The organism is Arthrobacter sp. OAP107 (genome assembly GCF_040546765.1).
GTDB lineage: Bacteria > Actinomycetota > Actinomycetes > Actinomycetales > Micrococcaceae > Arthrobacter.
In genome coordinates this window covers 5097641-5108910 of the sequence record NZ_JBEPOK010000001.1, presented here as the reverse complement: position 1 = coordinate 5108910, position 11270 = coordinate 5097641, and the positions used below count along the sequence as shown (strand labels likewise).

Sequence of the window (11270 nt, the reverse complement as noted above, 5' to 3'; positions counted from 1 at the left end):
GGCTACGGCCTCAATTCAATGACCGTCTTGCCGATTCTCACGGGTACACCAAGGTCCACAGGCAGGGCCCTGGTGAGCTGCTGGTCGGCCAGGTAGGTGCCGTTGGTGGAGCCGAGGTCCTCGATGAACCAGCGGCTTCCCTGTGGAAAGAGCCGTGCGTGCCTGCCGGAAGCGTAATCATCCTCAAGGACAAGCGTGGCCTCCTGTGCGCGGCCGAGCAGGATGGGGCTGGCAGCCAACGGGACAGAACGGCCCTTGAGCGGGCCTTCGGTGACCACCAACTGGCGGGCCTGCTGCTTGACCGGCGCGGGAGCCGGTTCGGCGAGTTCGGGATTCTTCCGCACCTGGCGTGCCGTGGGGGCCCCGGTGGCCGCCTTGCGGCCGATCATGAGGTCCCGCCGCATGGCGGAAACGATGCTGAAGATGAGGACCCAGAGTAGAAGCAGGAAACCGAAGCGCAGGGCCGTGATGGTCAGTTCGCTCATGGGCGGCCGCCATTGTTGGCGGGCAGGAGGCGGAAGATGATTTTGGTCCGTCCCATCGTGATGGTGGAGCCGTCGGTGAGCTCCATGCTGCCGGCCACTTTGTGTCCGTTGACGTAGCTGCCGTTGGTGGAGCCAAGGTCGACGGCGGTGGTGGTTCCGCTGTGCGTCTGGATTTCCAGGTGCCGGCGGGAGACTCCGGTGTCGTCCACCAGGATGTCAGCCTCTGATGAACGGCCCAGGACGACTGAGGGGGCATTGAGTGAATACCGTTGGCCATCGATGTCCAGGACAGGCTGCAGCCGGACCGGCTGGCGGCTTGGCGCTGCCGGCACGTTGGCCCGAGGGGCGGCCGGTGCGGAACCGGAGGACTTCTCGGTCTTTGAGGTGATCTCGAAGTCACCGGCCCGGTGGGATTCGTCCCGCCGGAACGAGATGCGGACCGGGCCCTGGAGGATGTAGCCCTGGCTGCGGACGTGGTTGATGACGACGTCGCAGAGTTCCTCTGCCAGCGGCGTCCCCCATTCCTGGGCGCGCTGGAAATCCTCGTCACTCAGGAGAACGTCGAAGACGTTCGGTACCAAGGTGCGGCCCGCAGCGATCGTGATGGCCTTGTGGTCCACTTCGCGACGGAGGCGGCTCGCGATTTCCACGGGCTCAACCTGGGCTTTGGAGCCGGTGGAGAAGACGCCGCGGACGGCCTTTTCGATGCCGCGCTCGACCTTGTCCAGCAAACCCATGGTCTTCTCCTTTCCTTGCTGCTGAGGGACAGCACGTCCCGTGGAACTCATTCTGGCAACGCAGTCACAACAAAACACTGTGCCCGCCGGAAGCGGGCCCCTATGTATCCGATACTACTTGCCACGTCTGCGAAAGACCTTAATCCACAACGCGCCGGGAACCCGATTCGTTCACGTTCCACCATCGAATGTGGGCGCCGTCACAGGCGGGAATCGTAGCCCCGCCGCGGCTTCGGGGGTCTTCCTGTCCGCTGCCGCGCCGGGGATAACCAGGCCCAAAAGCGGCCGCGATGGCCCGATTAGGAAATTGCGGGGAATGTCCGTTATGCTTGATCTCGCTGCTTTTACGAGGTACAAACCGGACTCCGGTGGGGCTGAGTGGAAGAAGTTGCGCGCGAGTGGCGGAACGGCAGACGCGCTGGCTTCAGGTGCCAGTGTCCGAAAGGGCGTGGGGGTTCAAATCCCCCCTCGCGCACGCATCAGAACCCCGGGAAATCGATGATTTCCCGGGGTTCTTTCTTTTTCTTCAGCTGATCCCGGCTGCGGGGTATCCCCTGTTATCCGGCAGCCAAGGCGGCGTTGACGAGCTTGGCGAGTTCCGGTGCCGCACCTGCCGTTACGGTTCCGGCGGCTCCCGTCTTCACGGCCGTGGCCGCCAGCGTGCCTTTAACACCCGTAACGGTGAGGACGGCCTGTTGCTGGCCATTAGGGAGGGTCTGGGTCTGCAGCGCACTCACAGATTTGTCCGCTTCCACCGCTACGTCTACCGGCTTCATGGCGCTCGTGATTTTCTGTCCCTTCAGTTCGAACGTATAGGTGGAGCAGTCGCGGACCGCTGCATCGCTCTTGTCGAACTGGGTTGTCATGACGGCGGGATCCTTGACCGCGAATACCGTCACGACCGTGGCAGTCTTGGCCTCCGCCGCGAGGCTTGCGCCCGCGGCGTATGTGCTCCCTTCGGGCACCTGGGTGTTGTTGTCTGCCAACACCCCGCAGGCTTTCGGTGTGATGACGGCGTTCTTGAGCAGTTCCCGGGCGACGATGAGCCCCTGGTCCACCTGGGCGGCGGGAACCACGGTGAGGGCCCGGCCCTGGGCGTCCTTGAGTCCTGTAACGATCGCCGTGAGGTCCTCGTTGGTGTAGGCCTTCGCCGCCGACGTCGGTGAGGCGGACGCGGAGGATGGCTCCGCCGTCGTACTTGTTCCCGGTGAAGCGTTGGAAGGCGCCGCGTCGCTGGAAGCGGAGGTGCTGCTCGACGGCTCTGCTGTGCTTGACGGGGCGGGTCCGCCGCAGCCCGCGAGGAAAATGGCCGCTGCTGCGGCGAGGGAGATTGGCGCGATGCTTCGTTGCATGAGTGGATCCCCGTTCCCTGTGCCGGCTGGCCCGCGGGTTTTCGCGGGCCATCCCGGAAATCGCCCCAGCCGGGGGCCGGAGCGCAGGGAGCAGCGTTCGGCTTTCGCCCGGCCGCGTGCGATTGCTCCGAGCGTACGACGCTTGTCCTTTCAATGCCAGAGCGCCGGCGGCACAATCACACAGCCACGCAGGAAAAGCGCCGCGGGGCGGGTGCCGGAAACCGACACCCGCCCCAAAGGCTGTGTATGGCCTACTTCGCCGTTGACGGCTCCATCCGGGTTGTGCCCGGCGCGGACGCTTTCCCGATTACGTCGCCCGCCGGCTTCCGCTCCTTGAGGAAGTACACCAGGATGGCTGCCACCGTTGACGCCGCGGCGAGGGCGAACAGTCCCGGCACCACGCTTCCGGTCTGCTCCTTGATGATGCCGAATCCGAACGGTGCCACGAAGCCGCCGAGGTTCCCCAGGGAGTTGATGATGGCGATGGCAGGGGCGAGGACCAGCGGGTGCAGGGCCGACTGCGGGATGGTCCAGAACAGCGGCGACGCGCTCTTGAAGCCCATGGCTGCGATGGCGAGGAACACCAGGGCAAGGACCGGGGTGGCGACTGCTGCCGCGAGGGTACCGACGGCGGCCACGAGGAGCGCGGCGACCAGCAGCGGGCGCTTGGACCTTGCCTTGTCCTGCCACTTGGCGGCGAAGTACATGGCGAAGACGGCGCACACCCAGGGGATGGAGGAGAGGAAGCCGACGCTCAGGTCCGTGGTGCCCGGGATCTGCTTGACGATGGTCGGCAGCCAGAACGTGTTCGCGTAGATGGAGAGCTGCACCGAGAAGTAGATGCCGCACAGCAGCAGGATCTGCGGGTTCAGGAGCATCTTCCAGCGGTTGACCTTGCCGCCGTCGGCCTTGGTGTGCTGGGCGTCCTCCTGGTCGATTGTTGCGGCGAGGGCCGACTTCTCGCCGGCCGTGAGCCACTTGGCATCCTGGATCTTGGCGTCCAGGAAGAAGAACACGATGATGCCGACGATGACGGACAGCACGCCTTCGAACCCGAACAGCCACTGCCAGCCGCGCAGGCCCAGGACGTCGTGCAGGCTCAGGAGCAGGCCGGCGATGGGACCGGACAGGGCGGCGGCCACCGAGGAGCCGGCGATGAAGACGGCGGTTGCCCTGCCGCGCTGGCCGGCGGGCACCCAGCGGGCGAAGTAGAAGATGACGGCCGGGAAGAACCCGGCTTCCGCGGCTCCCAGCAGGAACCGCAGCACGTAGAACATCATCTCGTTCTGGACGAAGGCCATGAGGAAGGACACGATGCCCCAGCTGACCATGATCCGGGTCAGCCAGATCTTGGCGCCGTACTTTTCCATCATCACGTTGCTCGGAAGCTCGAAGATGGCGTAGGCGATGAAGAACAGCCCCGCGCCGAAGCCGTAGGCCGCGGCACCGATGCCGACGTCAGCCTGAAGATGGTCCTGGGCGTAGCCAATGTTGGACCGGTTCAGCTGGTTGCACACCAGCATGACCAGCATGACGGGCAGCACGCGCCGGAAAAACTTCTTCATGGCCGAAGCCAGATCCGTGACAGCGGTGTCTACAGACTGCATGGGGGAATCCTCTTTGATAGGGCAGCAAGATCACGCTGGGGACTACGGGGCAGGCCGTTGTGGTCCTCGCCACAGCGCTTATTAACTGTAAGCAGCACCCTTCATGCCCGTCCAACACACATATTGCATGGCGTGATACCCGCAGGGAACTACTGTCCACCGCAGCTACGCCTGCACCGCCGTCAGGACAGAACCGGTGGTGACGTAGGAACGCAGGTTGGCAAGGGTCAGTTCGGCCATTTGTGCCCTGGTCTCGTTGGAGCCGCTTCCCAGGTGGGGCAGGAGGACCACGCTGTCGAGGCTGAGCAGATCTTCCGGGACCTTCGGCTCCTCCACGAAAACGTCCAGTCCTGCGCCAGCCAGGCGCCCTGCCAGCAGGGCAGCCACGAGGGCTTCCTCATCCACAACGGAGCCCCGGGCGATGTTGATCAGATAACCGTCGGGTCCCAGCGCATCGATGACCTCGGCGTCCACCAGGCGTGCCGAGGCGGGCCCGCCGGCGGCGGCCACGATCAGCACTTCGCAGCCGGCGGCGAGCTCCACGGGGGAGGCGGCATAACGGTACGCGACGCCGGCCACGGCAGTGCGGCTGTGGTAGCTGATGTCGCAGTCGAAGCCTTCCAGCCTGCGCGCGATGACCCGCCCGATCCGGCCGAGCCCGAGGATGCCCACTTTCTTCCCGCTGGCTTTGGTGGCAAGCGGGAAATTGCCCCGGCTGAGCCAGTCCCCGCGGCGGACGTAGCGGTCCGCAGCGCTGATTTTGCGCAGCACGTCCAGGTAAAGGGCGACGGCGGTATCCGCCACGCAGTCGTTGAGGACATCGGGGGTGTTGCTGACGGTAATGCCCCGCTCGGTGGCCTGGGCAACGTCCGTCGTGTCATAGCCGACGCCGAAATTGATGACGGCGCGCAGGTTGGGCAACGCGCGCATCAGGTCCGTTCCAACGCCGAACTTCCCCGACGTCACGGCGACTTCGAACGTCGCGCCTTGCAGCCGCAGGAACTCCTCCCGCCCGGTGCCGGCATCGGGGAGCCGGACGGCGTCGTAGTCCTCTCGGATGGATTCTTGGACGGCTGGCATGAGGGGCCCGACCTGCAGGACGGCGATGTTCTTCATAGCTGCACCCTAAGGATTCCGATCCATACGGGTCCAACATGTAAATGGCATCAATCGATGCCCGGACTGTATCGGTCTCCCTCCTCCCGCGGAACCACGCGGATTTGCGGGTGGCGTGGCGGCCGTCACAGGGGCCCGGTACTGGCCTGGCCATCCTCGAGGCCCCGGCGGCGCCCCGCAAAATCCTTGTGGAGCCCCTGGACCTCAATTAGCTTGAGTCCAGCGCGGCCCCAAGCACCTGCTCCTGATGCCTTGTTCCACTCGCGCAGGACCAGCCGCTGCCGCAATCACCCGATCCGGAGGAAATACAATGACGTCTTCTTCAAAACTCCCGTTTCCCGCCGCAGTGCTCAAATGGCCGGCCCTCGCCTCCGTCGCGGTGCTGGGCCTGAGCGGCTGCTCAGTGGCCAATTCCGACGCTGCAGCCCCCTCCTCGAACACAGTGCGCGTAGTCCTGGGGCAGGAACCGCCCACCCTGGAGGCCTGTGAGTCGAACCTGACCTCCACCGGCGTTGTGGTGCGCTCGAACGTCACCGAGCCGCTGATTGAACGGAACCCCAAGACCGGCGAACTCGAACCGAAGCTCGCCACCGAATGGAAGGCCACCGGCGATAAGGAATGGACGCTGAAGCTCCGTGAAGGCGTGAAGTTCCAGGACGGCACCCCCTTCAACGCCGAAGCGGCCGCCTTCACCATCGACAGGGCGGTCAACTCCAAGCTCGGCTGCAACGTGGAAGGCTACGTCTTTGGCGACGCGGACCTCAAAGTGAAGGCCGTGAATGCCAGCACCCTGACCGTCACCACTCCCGAGCCTGATCCCATCCTTCCGCTGCGCCTTTCATTTCTCGAGGTGGTCCCGACGTCGACCAGCACCACGGCGAAGGTCCGTGAGCCGATCGGCACCGGCCCCTACAAGATCGAGCAGTGGGACGCCGGCCAGAAGATCACGCTCTCCACCTGGGACGGCTACTGGGGGGACAAGCCCGCCTACGCCAAGGCCGAGTACCAGTGGCGTTCCGAAAGCTCTGTGCGGGCGGCCATGGTTACCAGCGGTGAGGCGGACGTTGCTATGGGGCTCAGCCCGGACGACAACATCGGCGACCTTGGCGTCGACTACCCCAACAACGAGACAGTTGCCCTGCGTCTGGACGCCAACGCGGCGCCGCTCAATGACATCCGGGTCCGTCAGGCGATCAACTACGCCATCGACAAGGAGGGAATCGTCAACTCCCTCTACCAGGGCAAGCACAAGGTAGCGGCGCAGCTGGTTCCCGAGGGCGTCGTGGGCCACAACTCCGCACTGAAGGGCTGGCCGTTCGACCTGGACAAGGCCAAGTCCCTCGTTGCCGAAGCAAAGGCGGACGGCGTGGACACCTCCAAGCAGATCTCGCTGGTGGTCCGCAGCGCCCAGTTCCCCAAAATCACCGAGCTGGGCCAGGTCCTCCAGGAGCAGCTGGGCCAGGCCGGCCTCAACGTCAAGCTGAAGATGCTCGAAACCAGCCAGCACCTGACCTACCAGGTCCGTCCCTTCCCCAAGGACGAAGGCGCCGTGGCGCTGATGACCCAGCACGGCAACCAGGCCGGCGATGCAGCCTTCACCGTGGACCAGTACATGCTGTCCAACGGAGCCCAGAGCTACTTCGGCACCCCGGAGTTTGACGCCTTGATCAAGAAGGCCGATGCCGCATCCGGCGACGAGCGGAAGAAGGACTTCGAGGAGATCTTCGCCTACCAGAACGACAAGGTTGTGCAGTTCGCCCACATCTCGCATCAGACCGGCATCATCGGCAAGGCCAAGTCTGTGAACTACACGCCCAACTCGTCCAGCGGTGATGAGCTGCGTGTTTCGGAAATGACCCCGGCAAGCTAGCCCGGACTTCCGGGAGAGAAGGACAGCCATGCTGATCTACTTGAGGAAGCGGATTGTCTCCAGCGCACTGCCGCTGGTGGTGGTGATCGTGGGGGTGTTCGCCCTGGCCAGGATGACGGGAAATCCGGCCAGCCTGTACCTGCCCCTGAACGCCACCCAGCAGATGCGCGACGATTTCACGGCACGCAACGGCCTGGACCAGCCGCTGCTGGTTCAGATGGCCGACTACTTCGGCGGGGTGCTCCGGCTCGATTTCGGACAATCACTGCGCACCGGGCAGGATGCGGCCGCCATGGCGCTGCGTGCCTTCCCCGCCACCCTGCAGCTCGCGGCCACCACCATGGTGCTGGCCGTGCTGCTGGCACTTGCGGTGGGGTGCTGGGCCGCGCTGAAGCCGAACGGCATTGCGGACCGGATCTCAAGCTTCGTCTCCATGGCTGCCGCTTCGATCCCGGACTTCTGGCTGGCCATTGTGGGTATCTGGGTATTCGCCATCACCCTGGGCTGGCTGCCCACATCAGGTGTGTCGGGGGCCAGCGCCTGGGTGCTGCCCATTGCCACCCTGCTGCTGCGGCCGTTCGGGGTGCTGGTCCAGATTGTCCGCGGCTCCATGGTGTCGGCTCTCTCGGAGCCCTACATCAAGCTGGCGCCGCAGCCGCGGCGCCGGCGAGCTCCGGGTGGTCACGCACCACGCGCTGCGCAACGCTGCAGCTCCGGCCCTGACAGTGGCCGGCGACCTGACCGTTGGACTGGTCAACGGTGCCGTCGTGGTGGAGACCATCTTCGGCTGGCCCGGCATTGGAAAGCTCATGATCGATTCGATCCTGCAGCGCGACTTTGCGGTCCTGCAGGCAGCCGTCCTGCTCACCGCCGTCGCGATCTTCGCCCTGAACATCCTCATTGACATGGGGTACGCGCTGCTGGACGCGCGCGTCCGTCCCGTCACGGTAAAGGCCTAGGAGTAGCCATGCAGAGTTCACTCACCGAGGGGGCGGCAGCCGAGCAGCTGCCGGCGGACACCCAACCCCCGGCGGAGACCAAGGAAAGCAAACAGGACGGAAAGCTGAGCCTGTTCCGCCTCCTGCTCAAGGACCGCTTCGCCGCCGTGTCGGCGCTGATCCTGGTCTTCGTCGGCCTGACGGCCATCATCGGCCCAGCCCTGATGGGTGACCTGGCCACCAAGCAGAACCTGCTGTTCGCCAACAAGGCACCGTTCACCTTTGCGCACGGCTGGGAGTACTTCCTGGGCAGCGATTCGCTGGGCCGAAGCATGCTCGCCAGGCTGGTGGTGGCCAGCCGGACCACGATGTCGGTCGCTGTGCCCGCCGTGGCAGTGGCCCTGGTCATCGGCTCCCTGTGGGGCGTCTGGGCCGGTTACCACCGCGGCTGGCGGGAGAACGTATCCATGCGCATCGCAGACGTCATCATGAGCTTCCCGTCCCTGCTGCTCGCCGTCGTCGTCCTTTACGTTTTCAGCCCCAGCGCCGCGAACATCGTCCTGATCCTGGCCCTCACCCGCATTCCCATCTACCTGCGCACCGCCCGCGCGGAATCGGCGGAGCTCCAGAGCCGGACGTTCGTGGATGCTGCCCGGACATTCGGGGCCAACCCCAGCGCGATCATCGTCCGGCACGTCATCCCCGTGGTGCTGCCGACCCTCCTCACGCTGGCCACCCTCGAATTCTGCTACGTGATGCTCGCCGAGTCGTCGCTGAGCTTCCTGGGCATCGGCATCCAGCCGCCGGACGTCAGCTGGGGCCTCATGGTTTCCCAGGGCCGGCAGTACCTGCAGACCGCGTGGTGGCTGTCCATCTTCCCCGGCATCGCGATCGTGGTCACCACCATCGCCGCCAATGTCCTCGCCGCGTGGCTGCGGATCGCCACCGATCCGGCACAGCGCTGGCGCCTGGCTCTTCCCCGCAAGCGGCTGATCGCCCGCATCCCAGTGAAGGAGGCCCAGCCGTGAAAACAGCTGCCGAACAAGCTCCCGTGACACGCTCCCGTACCGCAGGCTCCGCCGCCGGTGTGGCCACCGCCCACGACGTGGTCCTGCAGGTCCGCGATCTCGCCGTGGACATCCGCACCCACCGCGGAACAGTTCGTGCCGTGAACAGCGTGGGATTCGAAGCCCGCGCGGGTGAAACCCTGGCCCTGCTTGGCGAATCGGGTTGCGGCAAGTCCATGACCGCGAAGGCACTGGCCGGGATCATGGATCCCGTCTGCGACCTGGCCGAAGGCGAGATCCTCCTCAATGGGACCGACCTCGCCGCCCTCAGCCCCAGGGAACGGCTCAAATTTGCCGGCCCGGGACTGGGCATTGTCTTCCAGGACGCCCTGACCGCGCTGAACCCTGTATATACAGTAGGAACCCAGCTCGGCGAGGCCTTCCGAATCCACCGCGGACTGAATGCCAGGCAGGCGCGGGTTGAAGCGATAGACCTGATGCGGCGCGTGGGCATCCCGGAGCCGGAATCAAGGGTCAATTCCTACCCGCACCAGTTCTCCGGCGGCATGCGCCAGCGCATTCTCATCGCGATGGCGGTGGCCCTCAATCCCCGCCTGCTGATCGCCGATGAACCCACCACCGCACTGGATGTCACTGTCCAGGCGCAGATCATGCAGCTGCTGCGGACGCTCCGAGAAGAGGGCCAGATGGCCGTCATCCTCATTACGCATGACCTCGCAGTCGTCGCGGAGGAAGCGGATTCCGTGGCCGTGATGTACGCCGGGAACGTCGTGGAGAGCGGACCGGTGTCCGAGGTTTTCGCCGACCCCCGGCACCCCTATACCAAGGGGCTGCTGGAATCGGTGCCCGTCCACCTGGAGCGCGGCGCCCCGCTGAAGTCCATTCCCGGCAGCCCGCCCGAGCTCCACGATATCCCTGCCGGCTGCGTCTACCAGTCACGCTGCCCGCTGGTGCAGGACATCTGCCGGGCTGAGCGTCCCGCCCTCCGGGCGGTCAACAGCAAAGTCGACAGCGGCACCCCGGCGAACGTCCCTGCCGGCAGCGCGCCGAGGCCGCCCCGCACCGCCGCCTGCCACTTCAGCGAGGAGATCACCAATGCCTGAGCCCCTTCTGGCCATTGACGGCCTGACCAAGACATTCCACGTGGCCAAAAGCGCCAGCGGCAACACCCGGCTCAAGGCCCTGGACGGTGTCAGCCTGACGGTGGGCCGCGGGGAAACCCTCGGCCTGGTCGGCGAGTCCGGCTGCGGCAAGTCCACCCTGGCGCGGACCCTGATGATGCTGGAAACACCCGACGAAGGAACCGTGACGTTCGAGGGGACCAATCCGTTCGGGCTCCGCGGCAAGGAACTGCTGAACTGGCGGCGGCGGGTGCAGATGGTGTTCCAGGACCCGTTCGCCTCCCTGAATGCCCGCATGAACGCCGGCGACATCATCGCCGAACCGTGGGCCACACACCGCAGCCTCTACCCGACGTCGAGGGAACGCGAGGCCCGGGTCCGCGAACTGCTGCACATGGTGGGGCTGCGTCCGTCCGATGCCCGCAAGTCGCCGCAGGAGTTCTCCGGCGGACAGCGCCAGCGGATTGGCATCGCCCGCGCGTTGGCCCTGAATCCGGACGTCATCATCCTCGATGAGCCTGTGTCTGCCCTGGACCTGTCCGTCCAGGCGCAGGTTCTGAACCTGCTCAACGAGCTCCAGAAGAAACTCGGAGTTTCGTACATCTTCATCTCGCACGACCTGACTGTGGTTCGGCACGTGGCGGACCGGGTGGCCGTGATGTATCTCGGGCGGATCATCGAAACTGGCGCCACCGATGAAGTCTTTGACCACCCCAGGCATCCGTACACCGCCGCACTGATGTCGGCCTCCCCGAAGCTGGACGTCAGCGGAACCCGGCAGGACAGGATCGTCCTCAAAGGTGAGCTGCCCTCGCCGTTGGATCCGCCGTCGGGCTGCCGCTTCCGGACGAGGTGCTGGAAGGCGCAGGACATCTGTGCTGAAGCATCGCCGGAACCCCAAGTTCTGGCTGGGCCGGACGGCGTGCGGCACGTCGCGGAGTGCCACTTCCCGCTCGAAACCCTCAAGGGCCTCACCGGCGCCGCTGCCTCTGCAAACTGACCGGCCAGGTGCTGGC

At 65.4% G+C, this 11270-nt stretch carries 12 protein-coding genes, 1 tRNA gene and 1 pseudogene; 8 read left to right on the top strand and 6 right to left on the bottom strand.

Translation table 11 applies throughout. The features are described 5' to 3' along the window. Positions 1-2: 2 nt before the first annotated feature. Positions 3-485, bottom strand: a complete 483-nt coding sequence (locus ABIE00_RS23445) for an FHA domain-containing protein FhaB/FipA (RefSeq protein ID WP_354263013.1) — start codon at positions 483-485, stop codon at positions 3-5. After that, positions 482-1222 (bottom strand): FHA domain-containing protein, encoded by a 741-nt coding sequence (locus tag ABIE00_RS23440; protein ID WP_354263012.1) that lies wholly within the window; start codon positions 1220-1222, stop codon positions 482-484. Before ABIE00_RS23440 ends, ABIE00_RS23445 begins: the two co-directional genes overlap by 4 nt. A gap of 392 nt (positions 1223-1614) precedes the next feature. Between ABIE00_RS23440 and ABIE00_RS23435 the strand changes: the two genes are divergently transcribed. Next, positions 1615-1697: transfer RNA gene (locus tag ABIE00_RS23435), tRNA-Leu, on the top strand. Positions 1698-1779: 82 nt separating this feature from the next. Here the strand turns inward: ABIE00_RS23435 and ABIE00_RS23430 are convergent. The 3 genes from ABIE00_RS23430 to ABIE00_RS23420 all read right to left on the bottom strand — a co-directional run bounded on the left by ABIE00_RS23430 (position 1780) and on the right by ABIE00_RS23420 (position 5297). Further along, positions 1780-2574: a hypothetical protein gene (locus ABIE00_RS23430; protein ID WP_354263011.1), complete on the bottom strand. Its 795-nt coding sequence runs from the start codon at positions 2572-2574 to the stop codon at positions 1780-1782. Positions 2575-2825: 251 nt separating this feature from the next. Then, entirely contained in the window at positions 2826-4181 is a 1356-nt protein-coding gene (locus ABIE00_RS23425) for an MFS transporter (protein ID WP_354263010.1), read from the bottom strand. A gap of 165 nt (positions 4182-4346) precedes the next feature. Continuing rightward, positions 4347-5297, bottom strand: a complete 951-nt coding sequence (locus tag ABIE00_RS23420; RefSeq protein ID WP_354263009.1) for a 2-hydroxyacid dehydrogenase — start codon at positions 5295-5297, stop codon at positions 4347-4349. A 44-nt stretch (positions 5298-5341) separates the two neighbouring features. On the opposite strand from ABIE00_RS23420, the gene ABIE00_RS23415 reads away from it, so the two are divergent. Beyond that, on the top strand, positions 5342-5509 hold the full coding sequence (locus ABIE00_RS23415; protein WP_354263008.1) for a hypothetical protein: 168 nt from the start codon (positions 5342-5344) through the stop codon (positions 5507-5509). A gap of 98 nt (positions 5510-5607) precedes the next feature. After that, positions 5608-7167: an ABC transporter substrate-binding protein gene (locus ABIE00_RS23410; RefSeq protein ID WP_354263007.1), complete on the top strand. Its 1560-nt coding sequence runs from the start codon at positions 5608-5610 to the stop codon at positions 7165-7167. 36 nt (positions 7168-7203) lie between these two features. On the opposite strand, the gene ABIE00_RS23405 is transcribed toward ABIE00_RS23410, so the two are convergent. Then, positions 7204-7347 carry a hypothetical protein gene (locus ABIE00_RS23405; RefSeq protein WP_354263528.1) on the bottom strand — a complete coding sequence of 48 codons (144 nt, stop codon included), beginning with the start codon at positions 7345-7347 and terminating at the stop codon, positions 7204-7206. Between ABIE00_RS23405 and ABIE00_RS23400 the strand changes: the two are divergent. The 5 genes and pseudogenes from ABIE00_RS23400 to ABIE00_RS23380 form a co-directional block, all read left to right on the top strand. Then, positions 7280-7756 (top strand): annotated as a pseudogene (locus tag ABIE00_RS23400) (ABC transporter permease); the annotation flags it as partial. The gene ABIE00_RS23405 and the pseudogene ABIE00_RS23400 sit on opposite strands and share 68 nt — an antisense overlap. Positions 7757-7844: 88 nt before the next feature. Next, entirely contained in the window at positions 7845-8126 is a 282-nt protein-coding gene (locus ABIE00_RS23395; RefSeq protein WP_354263006.1) for an ABC transporter permease subunit, read from the top strand. 8 nt (positions 8127-8134) lie between these two features. Further along, the gene (locus ABIE00_RS23390) at positions 8135-9133 is read left to right on the top strand and encodes an ABC transporter permease (RefSeq protein ID WP_354263004.1); all 999 of its coding nucleotides are present in this window, start codon (positions 8135-8137) and stop codon (positions 9131-9133) included. After that, positions 9130-10236, top strand: a complete 1107-nt coding sequence (locus tag ABIE00_RS23385) for an ABC transporter ATP-binding protein (protein WP_354263003.1) — start codon at positions 9130-9132, stop codon at positions 10234-10236. The genes ABIE00_RS23390 and ABIE00_RS23385 overlap by 4 nt, the downstream gene beginning before the upstream one ends. Further along, positions 10229-11254 (top strand): ABC transporter ATP-binding protein, encoded by a 1026-nt coding sequence (locus tag ABIE00_RS23380; protein WP_354263002.1) that lies wholly within the window; start codon positions 10229-10231, stop codon positions 11252-11254. The genes ABIE00_RS23385 and ABIE00_RS23380 overlap by 8 nt, the downstream gene beginning before the upstream one ends. The last annotated feature ends 16 nt before the right edge of the window (positions 11255-11270 follow it).

Bases quoted from the DNA above. Each gene is read 5' to 3' on its own strand.
- ABIE00_RS23445 (WP_354263013.1), bottom strand. From the start codon at position 485: ATGAGCGAACTGACCATCACGGCCCTGCGCTTCGGTTTCCTGCTTCTA.
- ABIE00_RS23440 (WP_354263012.1), bottom strand. From the start codon at position 1,222: ATGGGTTTGCTGGACAAGGTCGAGCGCGGCATCGAAAAGGCCGTCCGC.
- ABIE00_RS23430 (WP_354263011.1), bottom strand. From the start codon at position 2,574: ATGCAACGAAGCATCGCGCCAATCTCCCTCGCCGCAGCAGCGGCCATT.
- ABIE00_RS23425 (WP_354263010.1), bottom strand. From the start codon at position 4,181: ATGCAGTCTGTAGACACCGCTGTCACGGATCTGGCTTCGGCCATGAAG.
- ABIE00_RS23420 (WP_354263009.1), bottom strand. From the start codon at position 5,297: ATGAAGAACATCGCCGTCCTGCAGGTCGGGCCCCTCATGCCAGCCGTC.
- ABIE00_RS23415 (WP_354263008.1), top strand. From the start codon at position 5,342: ATGGCATCAATCGATGCCCGGACTGTATCGGTCTCCCTCCTCCCGCGG.
- ABIE00_RS23410 (WP_354263007.1), top strand. From the start codon at position 5,608: ATGACGTCTTCTTCAAAACTCCCGTTTCCCGCCGCAGTGCTCAAATGG.
- ABIE00_RS23390 (WP_354263004.1), top strand. From the start codon at position 8,135: ATGCAGAGTTCACTCACCGAGGGGGCGGCAGCCGAGCAGCTGCCGGCG.
- ABIE00_RS23380 (WP_354263002.1), top strand. From the start codon at position 10,229: ATGCCTGAGCCCCTTCTGGCCATTGACGGCCTGACCAAGACATTCCAC.